Source organism: Candidatus Nitrosopumilus koreensis AR1, assembly GCF_000299365.1.
Taxonomy (GTDB): Archaea; Thermoproteota; Nitrososphaeria; order Nitrososphaerales; family Nitrosopumilaceae; genus Nitrosopumilus; species Nitrosopumilus koreensis.
In genome coordinates, this window is the sequence record NC_018655.1 from 25,041 (window position 1) to 44,828 (window position 19,788).

A 19,788-nucleotide genomic window follows, 5' to 3' on the forward strand; every position below is an offset into this window, starting at 1 on the left:
TTTTTTTCGAATACTTGGCAAACTTCAAGATAACCATATCTGATATCAAAGGAAAATCAATGTCAAAAGAGCTCAAAGACAGTGATGCTAATCCTCTTCTTGGCCTTGAATTGGGAAATGAAACTGATGCTTCTATTGTTGGTTTAAGTGGAAAACTAAAACTTACTGGTGGAAGTGACAAGTCTGGTGTTCCAATGAGAAATGATATTCATGGTTCTGCAAGAAAATATGTTTTACTTTCTAAAGGAGTCGGTTTGCAAGCAGCAGAGAAAGGACAAAGAGTAAGAAAGTTAATGCGTGGAAATGCTGTTTCAGAAGAAATCTATCAGATTAATTGTAAATATGATGGTGAATTACCCATTGAAGCTCCTGCTGAGGATGCAGTAGAGTCTTCAGAAGAAAAACCTGAAGATAAAAAAGAATAACTTAACATATACCGCTTCTACATTTTGACTCATGCATTGGAGAGAGACACTTCCTGATTGGTACATCAAAAAATATGGATATCAACCATGTGTTAACATTGGAACTGCAGGTCATGTAGATCATGGAAAAACTACTCTTATTCAGGCATTAACTGGTTCTTGGACAAGTGTTCATAGCCAAGAATTAAAACGTGGAATTACAATTCGTGTTGGTTATTCTGATGCAGCATTTTACAAATGCAAGAGTTGTGAAGAACCCTTAGGCTATTCTACAACACCAAAATGTAACAATTGTGGAAAAGAAAGTGAACTATCTAGAGTTGTTAGTTTTGTTGATAGTCCAGGACATGAAAGCCTGATGGCAAATATGTTATCCGGTTCTGCACTAATGGATGGAGCCTTATTACTTGTAGCTGCAAATGAAAAAGTTCCAAAACCACAAACAAAAGAGCATCTTTTAGCACTTCAGACTCTTGGAATTCAACAAATTGTAGTTGTTCAAAACAAAGTTGATTTATTATCATACAAAGAGGCATTAACTAATTATCAAGATATTACAAAATTTGTTAAAGGAACGCATGCTGCAAAAGCACCAATTATTCCAATTTCTGCCCAATCTGGTCTAAATATTGATGCTTTGATAGGTGCAATAGAGGCAAATATCAAAACACCAGATAGAGATGAAAAACAAGATACCGTTATGCATGTTCTGCGTTCTTTTGATGTTAACAAACCTGGTACTAAATTAAAAAACATCAAGGGTGGTGTAATTGGTGGTAGTTTAACACAAGGCATCTTCAATGTTGGTGATGAGATTGAGATTAAGCCAGGAATTTTAAATGAAAAGAAAAAAGTCTATGAACCCCTAGTCACAGAGATTACATCTCTAGGTACTGCTGCAGGAATTGTTGATTCAGTAAAACCTGGAGGGTTGGTTGCAATTGGAACCAAACTTGATCCATCAATGACTCGAAGTGATTCATTTATTGGATCAGTTATTGGCAAACCTGGAACCTTACCAGAAAACTCTACACAACTAAAACTTGATGTGACCTTATTTGATTCAGCAGTAGGAACCACTGAGGATATCAAAGTCCAACCAATACAATCAGGCGAATTACTACGAGTAAATATTGGAACAGCTCCTCTTTTAGGCAAAGTAACCAAAGTAAAATCAAAAAATATTGAAATTGAATTGAGAAGACCGGCTTGTATATTTGAAGGTGGAAACGTAGCACTAAGTAGAAGAATTGATGAAAGATGGAGACTAATTGGTGCAGGAATAGTTGGTTGACGTAATCTGCGACACAAATTTTCTGATTCATATTGCTACAAAAAGAATAAAAAACATTGATAATCTTGATGTAGAAATTGGTTCAATTTCTTTTGTGGTCCCAGAAGTTGTAAAAACAGAATTATTGAAATTATATACAATTCCTGAAAAAAAACAAGATATTGAAAAAACATTAAACTACATAAAAAATTTTAAATCTATTCAATTATCTGGAAATTTTGCTGATAAAGAATTACTAGAATATGTAAAATCTAAAAAATCAATCGTTGGAACCATGGACAAAGAATTAAAAAAACAGATCAAACAAAATGGTGGTTCTATATTGTCTCTTTCTAATGATAAAATTGTTTTAGAATCTTAGAAAAATTTAACTTTGAGCATTAAAGTTAATGTAGTATATGAAATTAGAAAGTCCTTCTTTTAAAAATGGTGAAACTATTCCAAAAAAATATGGTTATAAGAATGGAAATATTAGTCCACCATTAATTATTAACGATGTTCCAGAATCAACAAAATCTTTGGCTTTAATTATGGATGATCCTGATGCGATGGGAGCTGTTGGAAAAGTTTGGGTTCATTGGCTTTTATGGAATATTCCTAAAGATATAGAAAAAATAGATGAAAACTCTATACCTGAAAATTCAATAGAAGGGAAAACTGACTTTGGAGAAATTGGTTATGGTGGACCTGCACCTCCTGACAAGGAGCATACTTACATTTTCAAACTGTATGCACTTGATACAACACTTAATCTAAACAATAAATCAACAAAAGTAGATTTAGAAAATTCTATGAAAGATCATATTGTTGCTGAAACAAAATTAACAGGAAAATATGCTCCTCAATAAGGAAAATTCGCTTATGTATAATATTTTCATATAAAGAGTAATAAGCCCAGTTTTTATTCAAAAAAATATTGAATTCAAATTCTACGTTAATATCTGTTGGAAATTTTGATTTTAAATTAAGTCATCTACTGATAATTGGGATTCTTGCACTGTCTTTTTCAATTTCTTTCTTAGTAAGATCTCAACCTGCCGAATGGGGTTGGGAATTAAATGAATTTGATCCTTTTTTCAATTACCGAGCAACTGAATATTTGGTAAATAATGGGGTTGATGCATATTTTCAATGGGATGATGAATTAAGTTGGTATCCTCATGGAAGAAACGTATCTGAAACTTCACAAGTAGCATTACACCTAACTGCTGCTACAACTTATTGGGTATTTGGTGCTGGAGGAAATCTGTATGATTTTACTATACTTTTTCCAGTAATTTTTGGTTCTTTAACAACTATAGTGCTTTTTGCGCTAGTTCGAGTAATTGGTGGAACCACTGCTGGATTGTTTTCAGCTTTGCTTTTTTCAGTATCTATTCCGATTTTAACCAGAGGTACAATTGGATGGTTCAAATCTGAACCACTTGGTTTGTTTTTTGCAATTTTAGCATTGTATCTTCTTTTAAGTGGAATTAATTCAAAAAATAATAAAATTGCCATTCCTAAGCTTGTTTCTGGTGGATTTTTTATTATATTGGGTTTATCTGCATGGGGTGGCAATCAATTCTTCATAATTCCTTTAGGATTATTTTTCTTAATACTACCTTTCTTACGTAAAGATCATAAATTTTTGATTTGGGCAATTCCAATTTTCAGTTTATCTGCAACTGTTACATCTCTTGGTTTTGAAAGAATTACATCCAATTTTATAGTAGGGTTGGGTGGTTTTGCATTACTAATACCAACAGTTTTTCTTGTATTGTGCATAGTTGTTCAAAACAAAAGTAATGAAAAATACAAAACTAGAAACGGTTTATTATTTTTATTATCATTTTTAGTTGCAACCTCTGCGTTTCTTGTAATCAACGCCTCTGAAGAGTTCATACCATTGCCATCTCATAGATATCTTAATGCAATTAATCCGTTTCTGACTACTACCGATCCATTAGTTGATTCTGTTTCAGAACATGCTACGACTACTATCCAACATTCATTTTTCTTCCATTCTGTAATAATGCTCTTTGCTGGCATTGGAATTTGGATGTTGATAAAAAATTCTAAATCTTCTATCATTCAAAATGATATGAAATCATTTTCATTAATCTTGGGAATTACTGGTGTCTATACTGCATCAGCATTTCTAAGATTGGAAGTATTTGCATCAATATCTGTTATAATTCTGGCCTCATTAGGAATATCGATTTTATGTCAATCGTTCTTTTCAAATCAGACACAATTGAGTAATCTGAAAAATTCCATAATTAAACTATCTTTTGGTATTGGTTTGATAGTACTACTGATAATTCCACTAACTTCGTACTCTCCACTAAATGTGTTTCAAGTAGGTGATAATCCATTTACCATGCTTAATGGTGGAACTAATTACGCTGTAGCAACTAATGACTGGAATGATTCCTTGGAATGGATAAAAAATAATACTCCTGAAAATTCTGTTGTTGCAGCATGGTGGGATTATGGATATTGGATCCAAGCGAAATCTGATAGAACTACTCTTGCTGACAATTCAACAATTTATACTTCAATTATAGAAAAAATAGCAAAGATTTTCCTTTCTACACCAGATGAAGGTTGGAAAAAACTGCAAATAATGGAAGCAGATTACTTTGTAATCTTTGTTGCTGGTCAGAGACTAACTTTAGACGGAAACGAAAATCAACCAATTTACATTTTACAAGGTGGTGGTGATGAATCGAAAAAGCAATGGTTTATGAGAATCGCGGGTGAGCCACTCAATAAACATCTTCAATCAGATGGAATTAGTGGAACTGATCATTTTTGGAATAACACACTATTAGGTAAGATGATTCCGTTTAATTTGATTGGATATGTTAATTTTCAAACAAACCAACAATCATTATCGTATCAACCTGGATTCACAGCAATTTATGAAAAAGATGTAAAATTTTCACCAGATGAAGATGGCCCATTAAGGTTGGTTTACTCGTCACCCAGCTTTGATGCTTCAAAAGGTGAAGCTGTAATAGGGGTTTTTATTTATGAAATTAATAAAGACTATGTTCCATTAGATTAATTTTCTAATTGTATCTCTCAGCTAATCTATATCTCATATACTTGTCATCTGGTGAAAATTTTGCAGGATGTGCAGATATGGTTTGCTCATCACATCTAGAGCATTTTTCTTTTAATGTATATTGATTACATCTTGTACACTTTCGTAACTGAAATCTCATTTTAGTTCTCTCTAGTTTTCTTTGATTCTTCTCTGGTGAATTTGAATGATCCTTTCTTTTTTTCTATATTAGTTTGAATTTCTGCAATAATTGGTTTTAATGATTTTTCTGCAGATTTAAAATCTTCTGAGGTGATAGACAATCTATATTTTGGTGCACCCAAATATGTAATGTCAATGGTAGAATCTTTTTTTAGTTCATCCAAAAGAACTTTTTTAATAATTTCAATTCCATCTGATTTTGAGTTAATAATTTCCATAATTCCTCTAATTTCTACCGATGGAAGTTTGATTTTAGAACAAATTTCTTCGATCACATTTGCCGTTTTCTTTGGAATTTTTAATTCTTTGACTGAATCAATTCCATTTCTTCCAATTTCAATAAATGCATCATAAATCGAATCATATTTTGAATAAATACTGTCTTCTAGTTTTTCAATATCTTGGTCAGATAATTTTGCTTTTTCTTGAACATTCTGTAATAGAGTTTTTCCTTTCTCAAATTTTTTAACTTCTTTTAATTTTTGCTTTTTCTGATCTTTTGAAACCTGTTTTAATGAAAGGTCAATGTCTCCACGTTGAGGATTTACTTTTTTTACTAGAAGAACTTTTTTCTCTCCGTCTTTAACAAATCTATTTACTGATCTTATCCAACCAGGTGCAATTTCGGAAATGTGTAAAAACCCTTGTAAATTATCATATTCATCTAATGTAACATATGCACCATGATCCATGACTTTGGTGACTGTCGCAAGGACAATTTCTCCCTGTTCAGGCATTTCTTGAACTTCTGTAGACATTTCTTCTAAAACTCTTGTTGTGTAAATTAATGTTGCTGGTTAGAAATCAATTCCTTTTTTGGCTTTGATCCCCTTTTGAAAAGGATGTTTGATCTCCTTCATTTCTGTGACTAAATCCGCAATTTCTATTACTTCTTCTTTTGCATAATTTCCTGTTAGAACTAAATCCACATCCTCAGGTTTTGCTTTAATCAATTCTAGCACATCATCTACAGAAATTAGATTCAAATTAACTGCATAGTTAATTTCATCTAAAATCACAATATCATATTTTCTTGATTGAATCTTTTCATTACTAATTTTTATTGCTTCTTTTGCAACTTTTTCATGGTCTTCTTTTGGACTTTTGTCGTCAATAATGCCTACAAATCCCTTTCCAACTGTAACCATCTCAAATTCTGGTTCAAGTTTTTTTGTTGAATCCATCTCTCCATAATGCCACGAACCTTTGATAAACTGAATCATACAGATTTTTTTATCATAGCCTGTAGCTCTTAATGCAAGTCCTAAAGCAGCAGTTGTCTTACCTTTGCCTTTTCCTGTATATACAATTGTTAAACCGTCACTCATGACATTTCATTTCATCATCTAACTAAAAACATTGAGTATTTTACAAATACATCGATTTAAATAAAAAAATAATAGTATTCATGCAAATTGAAAATTCCAAGAATTGTGTTGGCAGGTGCTAGTAGTGGAGTTGGAAAAACATCTATCACCTGTTCAATAATTTATGCATTACAAAAAAGAGGTTTTTCTGTTCAACCATTCAAGGTTGGTCCTGATTATATAGATCCAAGTTATCTTTCAAGTATTTCAAAAAATGAAACATTCAATTTGGATGTTTGGTTGATGGGAAAAAATCATTTGTTGTCTAGTTTTGTCTCAAACTCAAAATCTGATGTATCTGTTATTGAAGGTGTCATGGGATTTTATGATGGGTTTGATGGTAATTCAAATTATGCTAGTACTCATCATGTATCTGAAATAACAAAATCTCCTGTGATACTTATTCTTGATGCCAGCAAAACTGCTCGGTCTATTGCAGCAACTGCTTTGGGATTTCAAAAATTTCATAAAAATTCTGGAATCTCTGCAATAATTCTTAATAAAATAGGTAGTAAAAAACACGAAAATCTGTGTAGGCAAGCATTACAAAAAACAAAACTTCCAATAGTTGGAGTGATCCCAAAAGATTACTCTCTTAATCTAGAATCAAGACATCTGGGATTGTTCTCTACCTTAGACAGCAAAACATTATACAATAAAATTCAAAAAATTTCAAAAATTATTTCAAAAAATTTAGATATTGATCAAATCATTAAAATTCTAAAAAATACTTCTGAAATGCAAAACATTTCAAAATCTCTTCATAAAAAACCACAAACAACAATAGCAGTGGCATTAGACACATCTTTTAATTTTTATTATCAAGATAATTTGGAAGCTCTTAGAAGAGAAGGAGCATCATTAAAATTCTTTAGTCCTACAAATGATAAAAAAATTCCAAAATGTGATGGATTGTACATTGGTGGCGGGTTTCCAGAAATTTTAGGTTCTAAATTAGAAAAAAATCAAATCATGAAAAAACTTATCAAAAATCTTGCTGAAGATAATCTTCCAATATATGCAGAATGTGGTGGATTAATGTATCTCACAAAATCTATTTCATCAGAAAATAAAAAATACAAAATGGTGGGCATTTTTGATGCAGAAACTTGTATGACAAAAAGAATGAAACTAAATTACACAAAAGGAAAAATTAACCGCTCAATAATTTCTGAAAAACCCCATAATATTCAAGGTCATGAATTTCACTATTCAAGATTAGATTCTATATCTTCTGATTCAAAGTTTGCTTATGAACTAGAAATTGGTGATGGAATAAAAAATCACAAAGATGGATTGATTCAATACAGTTCTCTTGCGTCATATGGACATCTTTATTTTGATAGTTCTAACTATGCAAAGAATTTTGTTAAAAACTGTATAAAATACTCACGGAGCTGATTCTGCCCTAATCAATTTGAAAATGGCGTTTATGATTGCGGATGCTGAAGAACTACCTCCTTTTCTGCCCAAATTTGTAATAAATGGAACCTCATCCAACCTAGATAATTCCTCTTTTGATTCTGAAGCACAAATGAATCCCACTGGAATACCTATGATTAATGCGGGTTTGACAATTTCCTCTTTTACCATTTTTATCACTTCTTGAAGTGCTGTAGGGGCATTTCCTATGGCTACAACTCCTCCATCAATATCTGATTTTGCAATCCTCATTGATACTTGAGAGCGTGTTTTTCCCTCTTTTTTTGCCAATTCCATAATTTCTGGCTTTGAGATATTGCAAACAATATCATTTCCAAAATCTTTAGGATTTTGTTTATTGAGGCCTCCAATTACTCCATTTACATCTACTACTATGCTGCAACCATTTTTCAAAGCTTTCATCCCACTTTCAATTGCATCTTTGTGAAAAATTATTCTGTTTTTATCTGCAAAATCAAAATCTGCTGTAGAATGAATGATTCTCCTTACAATAGGCCATTCTTTTTCATTGTATGGATGAGAACCAATTTCATCTTCGATCATCTGCATACTTGCATCTTCAATTGATTGACCTTTTTTAGTTTGCATCTTCTACCTCTCTTGCTCTTTCAATAATCAAATCAATAATTTTTTCATCTGTTCCAATATGTTTTGTAATAAAAACATCTTTAAGATTTGACTCTTTTAGAGCTGGGATCAAATCATTATTAATATCAGTTTTAACATGTGCTCCTTCATGTAAGAAATAAAATACAATTATCAATACTTTTGGTTGATCTTTTTCACATTTTTTAATTCCCTCAAAGATATCAGGTTGTTCAATCTCTAACCAACAACGACTTACATTTCTATAGGAATTTTTTAGTTCATCTACAATATAGTTCAATGACATTTGTGCATTAGGATCTTTACTTCCATGACCAATAATCATCACATCTACATCTTTGTTAGGTAATGCAATGTTGTTTTCTTTCAGGGTAGTTGCAATTCTGTTTTCAACAATGTCCACCAAAGTTTTATGCATACTCATTGGTTTAGTTATTAGAAATTTTACTTCTGTATCTTTTTGTAATTTCATTACATCAGTTACTGCAATCTTGACTTTTTTTCCTGGATACAAAAAATATGGTACTATTGTCAATGAATCAATGTCTTCCTTTAGGCATTTTGAAATTCCGTCTTTAATGAATGGTGGTTCTACCTCTAAAAAGCAAAAATCAGTAAAAACATAATCTCCTTTAGCCTTGATTCCCGCACAAATTGTCTCTAATTCTTCAGATGCCTCTCTTTCTCTACTTCCTCTATCAATAATCAACAATCCCCGTTTCAATCCTCAATCCTCGCTATAGCTATGGTCAAATTTGGTGGGAATTTCTGCTTTTCTACAATTAATTTACCATTTGACACTAGAATTGCTGCTGCTTCTGAAACACTGGCTGTTCCTTCAAAGGCTTTTACAGTATCAGATGGGTTGGGTGCTGTGATTTTAGCCAAATCATCTCTATTAACATATTCTACTGGAATATCCATTTCTTTTCCAACGTCTATCAATCCCTGTACATCTTGTGGTTTTTTTATTGAAGCTAGTTTCGCTATTGATTTTGAACTTAGTTCAAATTTTTTTAGACAATCTTCAATACCATCTCTGATAGTTTCTTTTGATGTGTCCCAATGTAATCCCACACCAACTACCAAACTTGGAGGTCTGTAAATAACCGATTTAGATGCTAAATCATTTTCAATAATTTTATCTGAAATTATTAAATTTGCTTTAGATTTTGAATTCTTTAATTCATCTATGGTGTTGTATAATGAAACATTTTTTGGTAATTGTTTATGCCACTTTTTCTCTCCTGCCTCTTGAAAAACCCCTATTGGTTCCTCATTTACCATATGGGCACTAATTTTTGTAACATTAGAATCATCGTCGATCTTCCAACCCAAATCCCTTCCAACCAAGTCTACTGCAATAGTTTTGTTTACATCAGCTGCTGTGGTAATTACTGGTTGTGCTTGTAATTTCTGTGCAATTTTTTCAGTAAGTTCATTTGCTCCTCCTATATGTCCTGATAATACACTAATTACAAAATTTGTTTTATCATCAATTACAATTACCGCAGGATCTGTTTTCTTGTCTTTAAGATGAGGTGCAATTAATCTAATTACTGCACCTAAAGAAAACAAGCATATTAAAGCATCATTACTATTGAAAAGTTCAACAATTTTCTCTGATGTGGAATCGGAATACCATGTAATTGAGTTATTTTGATTAGCAAATTTGGATGGTGCAAAAACAGTCCATTCTGGAAAACTTTCTTTGAGATTCTGACCTATATTGATACCATTTTTAGTAATGGCAAGAACTGAAATCTTTTCCATATTCAGAACTTTGTTGATTTAATAAAATACCTTACCCTTTTTGCTCTCTTGCTAAGATGTTTCCTTCAAAATCAAACAATATGACATCAATAGGAACTTTTTCTTCACTGTGTTTTCTCATATGTCTATATACTTCACTACAAATTAATTCAAAAAAACCACTCACATTATTTTCTTGAATGATTTCTGATACATGTCTTGCTGTATTTGCTTTTTTTATACTTTGAATAATTTTTTCGTCAGCATTGACTTTTTTTGCTAATTCTGCTAAAAAATTCATATCTACTTTTGAGCCCTTTACATGAGTTTGCTTCACTCCTGCAGCCATTTTTGCAAGTTTTCCAATAAATCCAACAACATATGCCTTTCTGATATTTTTCTTTGCGCATTGTTGAATAGTGTATCCAGAAAAATCTCCCATCTGTACAAAACAATGTTCTGGAAGATCTACAATTTTTTTTGCAAAATCTTCACTTCTTCCTCCAGTTGTTAACACTACTGTATCATTTCCCATCGCAATTGAAACATCCAAATTTTGTCTAATTGATGCAGCATATGACGCAGTTGAAAATGGAATTACTATGCCACTAGTACCTAAAATTGAAATACCGTCTTTGATACCTATTCTAGGATTATCCGTTTTTGGTCCTAATTCTTTACCTTTTGGAACTGATATTATGACTCTGATTCCTTTTTCTTTTAGGACATTTTTGCCTATTTCTTTTAGATTTTCTGTAATCATTTTTTTTGGAACTGGATTGATAGCAGGTTTGTTGATTTCTAAACCTAGGCCTGGTTTAGTTACTATGCCTACACCTTCTCCACCATCAATTTCAATTTGATTTTTGTTATCATTGAATGTCAACTCAACTATAATTTCTGCACCATGTGTGACATCTGGATCATCTCCTCCATCCTTTATTACCGAACATTTAGCCTTGTTTTTTTCAAACTGACATGAATTAACAGGAATCTTGATAGTAGTTTTTTTAGGTAAGGTGATTTCAACTTCTTCAATCTTTTGTTGATTAATAATTGCTAGTAATGCTGCTTTTGATGCTGCAGTAGCAGAACTTCCTGTTGTATAACCTGTTCTTAATTTTTTTTCTTCTGCCACAAATTAATGCATTCATTTTACTGTATTAACTCTTGTTTACCATTTTTATTTTCCAAATAGATTTAAAATAAAAGTACTTGAAATTTCTATGGACAAACCTCTTCAAATCGTAATTACTGGTGCTAGTGGGTTTATAGCAAAAAATCTTAGGAAATACTTATCTGAAAAAAATGTTAATCTGATTTCAATATCTAGAAAAAATTTTAAATCATTCAAAAATGAAACTAAAATCGTTTCTAAAAACTATGAACAAAAATTACTCCTTCCAAAAATAAAAAATTCTGATGCCGTGATTCATCTTATAGGAATCGGAAAACAATCAATAAAAACTGATTATGAATTAATTAATGTCCAATTAACGCAAAAAATTGTTGATTTATCAAAAAAAGCAAAAGTCAAAAAATTTGTCTATACAAGTGGACTTGGTGTATCAAAAGATACGCCCTTGGGATATTTTATCTCAAAACTAAAGGCTGAAAAATCTATTATCAATTCAAAAATTAACTATACCATTTTTCGACCTTCGTATATTGTAGGTAAAGACGACCTTTTTACCAAACATCTAAAAAAATCTATCAAAAAAAATAAAGTCATTATTCCAGGTTCTGGAAATTATTCGATACAACCAATTTTTATAAATGATGTTACAAAATTAATTTTTCAATCTATTATTGATGATAGATTTAACAATAAGATAATTGATCTTGTTGGGCCTGAAATAATTTCATTTAAAAAATACATTCAACTGTTCTTACAAAAGAAAAAAACAAAACTATCTCATATTGATATTGAAGATGCATATCATCTTGCAATAACTAACTCAAAATTTGATTATGGTGTAGATGATCTAAATATTCTGGTTGGAAATTTTGTTGGAAATCACAAAAAACTTAAGAATCTATCAAAAATTAATTTTCAATCAATTAAAGAATTGTTAAAGACCGGCTCCTTGCTTTAATGCATCCACCTTGTTCGTTTTTTCCCAGCTAAATTCTGGTTCGTTTCTTCCAAAATGACCATATGATGCTGTTTTTTTGTAAATTGGCCTTTTCAAGTCTAACTGAGAAATAATTCCAGATGGTTTCATATCAAAATTCTTTCTAACCAAGTCTTCAATTTGATTTTCAGGAATTTTGTTTGTTCCAAATGTGTTCACGTATAATGATACTGGTTCTGCAACTCCAATTGCATATGCAAGTTGAACCTCACATCTGTCTGCAAGACCTGCTGCAACTAAATTTTTTGCAATATATCTACACATGTAACAAGCTGATCTATCTACTTTTGATGGATCCTTGCCAGAGAAAGCTCCTCCTCCATGTCTTCCAAAACCCCCATAGGTATCTACAATAATTTTTCTTCCAGTAAGACCTGCATCTCCATGTGGTCCTCCAATTACAAATTTTCCAGTTGGATTGATATGAATTTTAATATCGTCATTCCATAAATCCCCTAACACTGGTTTGATAACCTTGTCGATAATTTCTTTTCCAATCTCTTCTTGAGATATTTCTGGTGCATGTTGAGTAGACACAACAACTGTTTCAATTTTAGTAGGTTTGTTATCTTCATATCTCACAGAAACCTGAGTTTTTCCATCTGGTCTTGCCCATGGAAGCGTATTGTTTTTTCTTACTTCAGATAATTTTTGTGCAAGTTTTTGTGAAAGTAATATGGGCATTGGCATAAGTTCTTTTGTTTCATTTGTAGCATATCCAAACATCAATCCTTGATCTCCTGCTCCTTGTTCTTTTTCTTCAGTAGCTGTAACTCCTTGACTGATATCTGGGCTTTGTGAATGGAGACGTAAAGTTACTTCACAAGATTCTGTATCAAACATCAAATCTTTATTATTATATCCAATTTCTCGTATAGTTTTTCTGACAAGTTCTTCTTGAGCTTTTTTATCAAAATTTGCCTTTGATGTCACTTCTCCTGCAACTGCTACAAAATCTGTAGTAACCATTGTTTCAACTGCAACTCTTGAATCTGGATCTTGTTTAAGAAATTCATCTAAAAAAGCATCTGAAATATTGTCGCAGATCTTGTCTGGATGACCTTCTGTTACTGATTCAGATGTAAATAGAAAATTATTTGTCATAAAACTCACTGCCTACTAGAGTTCATTTTCTAGTTTGATGAATAATACGTTGTTACCTCTTACGATAACTCTACCATAATTTGCAATAGTTTTACCTTCGTGTAATTCCTCAGCATCCGTCATAATCAAATTCATGTATGAGTCAACATTATCCATCTTACCTTTGTATTCGACTTCATTTTTCAGTCTTACAGTAACTTTCTTCTTTGTACTTTTTTGAAGAGTTGTTAGAGGTCTTTTTGCGCTATTTGATTGAGACACTAATTGTTCACTTGCTTTGCAACTTTGTTCTCTAGAATAAAAGCCTTACCTCCTTTGAAAAAATTGTAATTCCTTAAATTTTTTCTTCTTTTTCTAGTATTAGTACAGATGATCTCTACTGGTTTAGAAAAAATTGACAAATTTCTATCGGGTGGAATTCCTGATGGTGTAATTGTAGATATTTTTGGAAAAAATGGAACCGGAAAAACTCAACTATTGTTACAATTAGCAATAAATTCTATAAAAAATGGGGGTCATGTCTTGTATTTTGATACTACTGGAGGATTTAGACCTGAACGGATTCTGGAGATTCAAAAAAAATCTGAAACTCAATTAGATCTTCTTAATCAAATTACAGTTTCAAGGTTAACTAATACTTCTGAACAAATCAATTCAATAAAAAACATCGATAATAATTTTTCATTAATCGTAATTGATAATGTAACTGATCTGTTTTCTTATGAATATAAAAAAGATGAATCTGTATTTGAGAAAAATTCATTATTTATGAAATACATGCAAAAATTATCCTATCTTGCAATATCTAAAAAAATCCCTGTAGTTGTTACTAACATGATCAGAAACATAGAAGGAAAAGAAATTGAAAATATGAAAAGCGCAATTGATCCATTTACACATATCAAAATTCATCTTATAAAAAATTCATCCAAATTTAACGGAAAAATATATTCTGCCTTTGCAGAAGATTCGTTTTCATACATAATTGATAAATCTGGATTATCTGAAGATATTTAACGGTCTAACATAAAGAATACTAGTGGCAGATATTTTTGATTATTTACCGACTATAACTATAGTGTTATTTGCACTTGGGTTGATTGGTGTAATTGTTTATGAAAGATCACGTTCCAAGAGCACAGATGAATCAGACTCCTGAGTCTCTATTTGCAAATTTTGGTTTTTCTAATCTAACTGAAATACAAAAAAAGGCATCACCTATAATTTTACAAAAAAAAGATTGTCTAGTAATTGCTCCTACTGGTTCTGGAAAAACTGAATGTTCTGTAATCCCAATTTTTTCCTTATTGACAAATTCTAAAAAAGCTGGAAAAATTAAAGCTCTTTACATTACTCCATTACGTGCATTAAATCGAGATGTTTTTAGACGAATTACAAAATATGCTCATCAAAATAAACTATCTATTGAAATCCGGCATGGGGATACCTCACAAAAAGATAGAAAAAAAATTACTGAAAATCCTCCTGATGTTCTAATTACAACTCCTGAAACTTTGGTTATTCTTTTAACTCAAATCAAATATCTTGACGCCCTATCTGATCTAGAATGGATTATAATTGATGAAGTACATGAATTATTATCTAGTGAAAGAGGCACTCAACTCTCTCTAAGTGTTGAAAGATTGGAATTTAATTCTAAATTTCCCCTTACAAAAATAGGCTTATCTGCTACTGTTGGAAATTTCGAGGAAGCAGGAAAATTTGTTGTAGGTACTAAAAGAAAATGTGAGATAATTAGAGATACTTCTGTAAGAAAATATGATGTAGAAATAAAATACGTGGATGGAACAATTTCTGATGTAGCAGAAAAAATTGTTGAACATGTATCTGAATTGAATTTAGATTCACCCGTTCTCTTATTTACAAACACTAGAGGCGAATCTGAATTTTTAGCCTCAATACTTAAAGAAAAATCCAATATTCCTATTGAATTACATCATGGTTCTCTATCAAAAGAAGTTAGAGAAGAAACTGAACAAAATTTACGTGAAGGAAAACGAGGAATTGTCGTCTGCACATCTTCCCTTGAATTAGGCTTAGATATTGGTTCTGTTGAATTAGTAATCCATTATGGTTCACCTAGACAAGTTTCCAAATTAGTTCAAAGAATAGGTCGAAGTAGACACAACCGTAATGCATCTGCTAAAGGATTAATTATTACAAATAACTCTGATGATGAATTTGAAGCACAAGCAATACTTCAAAGAATTCAAGAAGGTTCTATTGAAGAGCAAAAAATTCATGATGGCTCACTTGATGTTTTAGCTCATCACCTTGTTGGACTAACAATGCAAATTGGAGAAATTTCAATTGATAAAGCATTTGATCTGATTATAGGAGCCTATCCATTTAGAAATCTAAAACTAGAAGAACTTGTAGATGTTTTAGATTTACTTGATTCGAACTATTTGATATTTTTTGATAGAACAAATATGACTTTTTGGAAGAAAGGACGTTCTTTCAAATATTACTTTGAAAATCTTTCTACAATTCCTGACATTCTTAAATTCAAGGTATTTGACAGTGTTGGAAAAAAAATTATTGGAACTCTAGATCAAAGATTTGTAGGTGATTATGGTGATTCTGGAAATATTTTTGTTTTAAAAGGCTCACAATGGAGAATTCTAAACGTTGATGAGAAATCATTCACAGTAAATGTTGAACCTTTTAGAGGTGGAGGAATTACTGTTCCGTATTGGGAAGGTGAAAACATTCCTATTGATTATAAAACTGCCAGAAAAGTGGGTAATTTTAGAAGCAAAGTTAGGAAAGGCTTACTCCAGTTAACAAATAAAACAATTGAAAAATTAAATTTTGATGAAATTTCTGATGATGATAACATAATAATTGAATCAAGTAGATCTCAGGGTTCAATTGTAATCCATTCTTGTTTTGGCACAAAAATTAACTCTACACTTTCAACATTACTTTCTTCTATGTTATCTTCTGTGTTGGGTTCTGTAGTAGATTCTCGTTCAGATGGTTATAGAATTGCAATATCTTCAAGATCCAGAATTTCAGAAAAATTATTTCTTGAGGTCTTAAAAGATGACTATGATCTGTTTTCAATGATTACTGCATCTCTTGCTGGTACTCATAATGTTAATTGGAGAACTTGGTGTGTTGCAAAAAAATTTGGTATTGTAGGTCGTGGTGCAATTTATGAAAGAAAATCTGCACGATTTTTGTATGAGAGGTACTCAAAAACTGCACTTGTACATGAAGCATTACGCGAATTATTTCATGACAAATATGATCTTAAAAATACTGATAAACTGTTAAAAGAAATTCGTGAAGATCAAATTCATATTAAATGGTTAGAAGTTGATCAATTTTCAAAACTAGCAGAACCTATTTTGGATCATACATCAAAATATTATTCTTCTCCTGCAAATCTTGATAAAGGAATTCTAGATCTTGTAAAAACTAGACTTGAAAAAACAAAGCACCGTTTGATCTGTGCTAGATGTGGAAAATGGGAACGTGTAGTTGAAACAAACGAAGTAAAAAACATCCTGATTTGTCCTTATTGTAAGGGACGACAAATTACTGCAACATTTTATTCTGATTATGATCTTCCAAAAATTATTCGAAAAAAATATGAGGGTAAAAAACTGACTAGTGAGGAAAAACACAAGGCAGATCGTGCCTGGAAAGTATCTTCTTTAGTAGAAAATTTTGGTAAGACTGCAATTATTGTCATGTCTGGTTATGGGGTTGGTGCAGATACCGCTGCACGAATTCTTCGCAATATGGTTGATGAAGAGCATTTACTCAAACAAATCTATGAGGCAGAAAGACAATACGTGGTTACTAGAGGTTTTTGGGATTCTTAATTCTTTTTTGTAATTTTGGAAAAAGCTGTTAGGAACATCTCTATTCTGCCCTCTAGTCCGGCCTTTGCATTAAGGCCTGTTATTGAAACAATTTCACCTAATTCACATTTGTCAATTAATCTTGCTTGATTTCTCCATCCTTTAACCCAAATTTGTCCAGTATCGTCTTCCACAAACATTTCTGAAAGTGCAATTGATTCTCCAGTTTTTGTTTGAACTTCGCGTCTTTCTGGAACTTTCAAAATTATAGCTTCTATACAATAACTTCCATCAGCTTTCACATCGTTAATTTTTGTTCTAATCTGAGACAATGAAGGAATGTTTTCATCATTTTCTAATTTTCTTACAAAAGAATTCTCATCAAGCGTAATTGAATTTCCATAAACTTTTGATGGCATACATTCTATGACATCTCCTTCGACACAAATGCTAGTTGAATTTGATGAATCACTAATGTTGTATAGATTCTTTTTATTGTCAACAGCTAAAATCATATTTCTTCCATTTTCTGTTGGTGACATTGAAAGAACTCTTGCAATTACTGGTTCTGCTTCTTTACCTCCTTCAATCTCAATTATTGTTGCATCATTTCCATGAATTTCTAATCCTTGATTTCCAGATTTGACTCTGACTCCAAGTAATCTTACTTTAGCTGATTGTGAAATCATGTTTGGAATTGATGATTCATCTTTTCCCCATAATACTACTCTCATTCCATTTCCATCTTTCCCCTTTAGCCTCATTCGCAATGCTTTTCCAGGCATACCTCTAGAATTTGTAAATTCCATACCGCTAATCACACCATCAATTTCTCCTAAAACAACTAGATCTTTTTGACCCTCTTGCAATTCACTTACATCTCTTGTAATTCTATCAATAGTTGGAATTTCACTTGTAGAATCGATAGTTTCTACATTAGAACCTGAACCAATATTGATTGTTGGTGATCCATCAAGATCTGATTTGACATAAGCTTTAATGATTTTAATTAGGTCTCCGGGTTTTAGATTTTCAATTCCAGGAAGGTTTGCTTTTTCATCCCATAGTTTTACACTCGCTGTAGAGTTTGCATCATCATATACTGTCATAGTTCTAAGATAAAATGGAGAACCATCTTTTCTTGAAAATTGTTTTGCAGGTGATAAATTCAAAACCCTTGTTTCTAATGAAATTTCTTTTGCCCCTGCATAGAGATCTTTTAAACTCATTTCAATTTTTAGTGGTCCTGACAATGTTACGCCATAGTCTGATGCAATTAAGAATAAAGCTCCTTGGTCAGTCAAATATCCTGCACCAATTTTCTCTTTTTTTAGTTTGATTTGCTCTTCAATTATCTCTCTAGTTAATTCTGGTTTTTGTTCAATTAATTTTTCAATCAGGCTGTCAAATTCCGACAATTCATAATTGCTACCTTTGTTCTATTAATAAAAATTTCATTATGTTCTTACATTGTGTTTCTGTCAAATTAGATCGCTTTATCATCAATTCCAAATCATCAATTCCAAATTTTTTCTTGTTTTGAACATATTATCTCTTAATTTGATAAACTCCAACAAAATCTATGATGAAACAACTGATTAACTAAATTAGTAGGATGATCGCAGTTTTAACATGTCCTGTATCGATGTTAGCCATTTATCAAAATCATATGGTTCAATTAAAGCTGTAGATGATATTGTATTAACAGTAAAACCTGGACAAGTTTTTGGATTTTTGGGACCAAATGGAGCAGGGAAATCCACTACCATCAAATTACTTACTACCTTAATTCCTCCTTCAACCGGCTCCCTCACAATATTGGGAATTGATGCGATCAAAAATCCCTTGGAAGTGCGTCACAAAATTGGAGTAGTTTTACAACAACCTAGCTATGAACCTACTCTGTCAGTTGAAAAGTCACTTGACAAATATGGGATGATGTGGAATATTACAAGAACTGAACGCAAAAAACGAATGGAACAACTTTTGAAAGATTTTGATCTAGTTGAAATTAGAAAGAAAAAAAATGAAGATCTTTCTATTGGTCAACGAAGAAGAGTACAAGTTGCACGAGAATTTATGCATGATATGGATTTATTATTTTTAGATGAACCTACAGTAGGATTAGATCCTAGTGCCAGACGAAAACTGTTGGATTATTTAAAAAATAAAGTTAAAACAGGGTTGACAATTTTTTACACGACTCATATTTTAACAGAAGCTGAATATCTCTGTGATAAGATTGCAATTATTGATAAAGGAAAACTTATCACAGTTGATTCTCCTGAGGCACTAAAAAATAAATTTGGAAAAGAAAAAACTATTAAAATTCATTTATTAGAAAAAACCCTAAAATTTCTGACTTGTTAAATGGAATTTCTGATTGCAAAATAAATTTTGAATCTGGAACAAATATAGTTATTCACTCTGAACAATCTGAATTAGTTTTGTTAAAAGTCTTGAAAATACTAAATGATAATAATATTGAGATAGAAGACTTATCTGCAGTTCCTACAAATCTTGAAGAAATATTCTTAAAAATGGTGAGAGAAAATACATCCAATAATTAGACT

The 19,788-nt window shown here is 31.6% G+C and carries 21 protein-coding genes; 11 read left to right on the forward strand and 10 right to left on the reverse strand.

Features of this window, described 5'->3' with window-relative positions:
• The first annotated feature begins 14 nt into the window (after nt 1-14).
• From NKOR_RS00100 to NKOR_RS00120, 5 genes are all read left to right on the forward strand, one after another.
• Nucleotides 15-425, forward strand: coding sequence for a S6e family ribosomal protein (locus NKOR_RS00100; RefSeq protein WP_014962339.1), 411 nt, complete (start codon nt 15-17; stop codon nt 423-425).
• A gap of 31 nt (nt 426-456) precedes the next feature.
• A complete protein-coding gene (locus tag NKOR_RS00105) occupies nt 457-1,719 on the forward strand; it encodes a translation initiation factor IF-2 subunit gamma (protein WP_014962340.1) in 1,263 nt (420 codons plus the stop codon).
• Nucleotides 1,712-2,080, forward strand: a complete 369-nt coding sequence (locus NKOR_RS00110; protein WP_014962341.1) for a PIN domain-containing protein — start codon at nt 1,712-1,714, stop codon at nt 2,078-2,080. The genes NKOR_RS00105 and NKOR_RS00110 overlap by 8 nt, the downstream gene beginning before the upstream one ends.
• Nucleotides 2,081-2,117: 37 nt before the next feature.
• Nucleotides 2,118-2,567: a YbhB/YbcL family Raf kinase inhibitor-like protein gene (locus tag NKOR_RS00115; protein WP_014962342.1), complete on the forward strand. Its 450-nt coding sequence runs from the start codon at nt 2,118-2,120 to the stop codon at nt 2,565-2,567.
• A 68-nt stretch (nt 2,568-2,635) separates the two neighbouring features.
• On the forward strand, nt 2,636-4,771 hold the full coding sequence (locus tag NKOR_RS00120) for an STT3 domain-containing protein (protein WP_014962343.1): 2,136 nt from the start codon (nt 2,636-2,638) through the stop codon (nt 4,769-4,771).
• 4 nt (nt 4,772-4,775) lie between these two features.
• Here NKOR_RS00120 and NKOR_RS00125 read toward each other — a convergent pair whose 3' ends face one another.
• Genes NKOR_RS00125 through cobO form a run of 3 tightly spaced genes read right to left on the reverse strand, consistent with a single transcriptional unit; the run spans nt 4,776 to nt 6,300 of the window.
• A complete protein-coding gene (locus tag NKOR_RS00125) occupies nt 4,776-4,931 on the reverse strand; it encodes an RNA-protein complex protein Nop10 (RefSeq protein ID WP_014962344.1) in 156 nt (51 codons plus the stop codon).
• Nucleotide 4,932: 1 nt separating this feature from the next.
• Nucleotides 4,933-5,730, reverse strand: a complete 798-nt coding sequence (locus NKOR_RS00130) for a translation initiation factor IF-2 subunit alpha (RefSeq protein WP_014962345.1) — start codon at nt 5,728-5,730, stop codon at nt 4,933-4,935.
• 39 nt (nt 5,731-5,769) lie between these two features.
• Entirely contained in the window at nt 5,770-6,300 is a 531-nt protein-coding gene (gene cobO / locus NKOR_RS00135) for a cob(I)yrinic acid a,c-diamide adenosyltransferase (protein ID WP_014962346.1), read from the reverse strand.
• Between the two features lie 87 nt (nt 6,301-6,387).
• Between cobO and NKOR_RS00140 the strand changes: the two genes are divergently transcribed.
• The gene (locus NKOR_RS00140; RefSeq protein WP_014962347.1) at nt 6,388-7,740 is read left to right on the forward strand and encodes a cobyrinic acid a,c-diamide synthase CobB; all 1,353 of its coding nucleotides are present in this window, start codon (nt 6,388-6,390) and stop codon (nt 7,738-7,740) included.
• On the opposite strand, the gene NKOR_RS00145 is transcribed toward NKOR_RS00140, so the two are convergent.
• The 4 genes from NKOR_RS00145 to NKOR_RS00160 are packed head-to-tail and all read right to left on the reverse strand — an operon-like array spanning nt 7,729 to nt 11,278.
• Nucleotides 7,729-8,370 carry a precorrin-8X methylmutase gene (locus NKOR_RS00145; RefSeq protein ID WP_014962348.1) on the reverse strand — a complete coding sequence of 214 codons (642 nt, stop codon included), beginning with the start codon at nt 8,368-8,370 and terminating at the stop codon, nt 7,729-7,731. The genes NKOR_RS00140 and NKOR_RS00145 overlap by 12 nt on opposite strands.
• Complete coding sequence (locus NKOR_RS00150) at nt 8,360-9,112, reverse strand: sirohydrochlorin chelatase (protein WP_014962349.1); 753 nt, start codon at nt 9,110-9,112, stop codon at nt 8,360-8,362. The genes NKOR_RS00145 and NKOR_RS00150 overlap by 11 nt, the downstream gene beginning before the upstream one ends.
• Nucleotides 9,109-10,161: a cobalt-precorrin 5A hydrolase gene (locus tag NKOR_RS00155; RefSeq protein WP_014962350.1), complete on the reverse strand. Its 1,053-nt coding sequence runs from the start codon at nt 10,159-10,161 to the stop codon at nt 9,109-9,111. Before NKOR_RS00155 ends, NKOR_RS00150 begins: the two co-directional genes overlap by 4 nt.
• A gap of 31 nt (nt 10,162-10,192) precedes the next feature.
• Nucleotides 10,193-11,278, reverse strand: a complete 1,086-nt coding sequence (locus NKOR_RS00160) for a cobalt-precorrin-5B (C(1))-methyltransferase (protein WP_014962351.1) — start codon at nt 11,276-11,278, stop codon at nt 10,193-10,195.
• An 88-nt stretch (nt 11,279-11,366) separates the two neighbouring features.
• Between NKOR_RS00160 and NKOR_RS00165 the strand changes: the two genes are divergently transcribed.
• A complete protein-coding gene (locus tag NKOR_RS00165; protein ID WP_014962352.1) occupies nt 11,367-12,236 on the forward strand; it encodes an NAD-dependent epimerase/dehydratase family protein in 870 nt (289 codons plus the stop codon).
• On the opposite strand, the gene metK is transcribed toward NKOR_RS00165, so the two are convergent.
• Nucleotides 12,213-13,379 (reverse strand): methionine adenosyltransferase, encoded by a 1,167-nt coding sequence (metK, locus tag NKOR_RS00170; protein WP_014962353.1) that lies wholly within the window; start codon nt 13,377-13,379, stop codon nt 12,213-12,215. The genes NKOR_RS00165 and metK overlap by 24 nt on opposite strands.
• Nucleotides 13,380-13,394: 15 nt before the next feature.
• Entirely contained in the window at nt 13,395-13,640 is a 246-nt protein-coding gene (locus tag NKOR_RS00175) for a U6 snRNA-associated Sm-like protein LSm6 (protein ID WP_012214473.1), read from the reverse strand.
• A gap of 108 nt (nt 13,641-13,748) precedes the next feature.
• Between NKOR_RS00175 and NKOR_RS00180 the strand changes: the two genes are divergently transcribed.
• Nucleotides 13,749-14,396, forward strand: coding sequence for an ATPase domain-containing protein (locus NKOR_RS00180; RefSeq protein WP_014962354.1), 648 nt, complete (start codon nt 13,749-13,751; stop codon nt 14,394-14,396).
• 98 nt (nt 14,397-14,494) lie between these two features.
• On the forward strand, nt 14,495-17,236 hold the full coding sequence (locus tag NKOR_RS00185) for a DEAD/DEAH box helicase (RefSeq protein ID WP_014962355.1): 2,742 nt from the start codon (nt 14,495-14,497) through the stop codon (nt 17,234-17,236).
• Here the strand turns inward: NKOR_RS00185 and NKOR_RS00190 are convergent.
• Entirely contained in the window at nt 17,233-18,633 is a 1,401-nt protein-coding gene (locus NKOR_RS00190; RefSeq protein ID WP_014962356.1) for a single-stranded DNA-binding protein, read from the reverse strand. The genes NKOR_RS00185 and NKOR_RS00190 overlap by 4 nt on opposite strands.
• A gap of 214 nt (nt 18,634-18,847) precedes the next feature.
• Here NKOR_RS00190 and NKOR_RS00195 point away from each other — a divergent pair, with 214 nt between their 5' ends.
• Nucleotides 18,848-19,585: an ABC transporter ATP-binding protein gene (locus NKOR_RS00195; RefSeq protein WP_232212226.1), complete on the forward strand. Its 738-nt coding sequence runs from the start codon at nt 18,848-18,850 to the stop codon at nt 19,583-19,585.
• On the forward strand, nt 19,579-19,785 hold the full coding sequence (locus NKOR_RS10170; protein ID WP_232212227.1) for a hypothetical protein: 207 nt from the start codon (nt 19,579-19,581) through the stop codon (nt 19,783-19,785). The genes NKOR_RS00195 and NKOR_RS10170 overlap by 7 nt, the downstream gene beginning before the upstream one ends.
• Nucleotides 19,786-19,788 lie beyond the last annotated feature (3 nt).

Excerpts from the sequence above, each read along its gene's own strand:
- metK (WP_014962353.1), bottom strand. The coding sequence starts at position 13,379 with ATGACAAATAATTTTCTATTTACATCTGAATCAGTAACAGAAGGTCAT.
- NKOR_RS00180 (WP_014962354.1), top strand. The coding sequence starts at position 13,749 with ATGATCTCTACTGGTTTAGAAAAAATTGACAAATTTCTATCGGGTGGA.
- NKOR_RS00105 (WP_014962340.1), top strand. The coding sequence starts at position 457 with ATGCATTGGAGAGAGACACTTCCTGATTGGTACATCAAAAAATATGGA.
- NKOR_RS00155 (WP_014962350.1), bottom strand. The coding sequence starts at position 10,161 with ATGGAAAAGATTTCAGTTCTTGCCATTACTAAAAATGGTATCAATATA.
- cobO (WP_014962346.1), bottom strand. The coding sequence starts at position 6,300 with ATGAGTGACGGTTTAACAATTGTATATACAGGAAAAGGCAAAGGTAAG.
- NKOR_RS00125 (WP_014962344.1), bottom strand. The coding sequence starts at position 4,931 with ATGAGATTTCAGTTACGAAAGTGTACAAGATGTAATCAATATACATTA.
- NKOR_RS00115 (WP_014962342.1), top strand. The coding sequence starts at position 2,118 with ATGAAATTAGAAAGTCCTTCTTTTAAAAATGGTGAAACTATTCCAAAA.
- NKOR_RS00145 (WP_014962348.1), bottom strand. The coding sequence starts at position 8,370 with ATGCAAACTAAAAAAGGTCAATCAATTGAAGATGCAAGTATGCAGATG.
- NKOR_RS00185 (WP_014962355.1), top strand. The coding sequence starts at position 14,495 with ATGAAAGATCACGTTCCAAGAGCACAGATGAATCAGACTCCTGAGTCT.
- NKOR_RS00165 (WP_014962352.1), top strand. The coding sequence starts at position 11,367 with ATGGACAAACCTCTTCAAATCGTAATTACTGGTGCTAGTGGGTTTATA.
- NKOR_RS00195 (WP_232212226.1), top strand. The coding sequence starts at position 18,848 with ATGTCCTGTATCGATGTTAGCCATTTATCAAAATCATATGGTTCAATT.
- NKOR_RS00130 (WP_014962345.1), bottom strand. The coding sequence starts at position 5,730 with ATGTCTACAGAAGTTCAAGAAATGCCTGAACAGGGAGAAATTGTCCTT.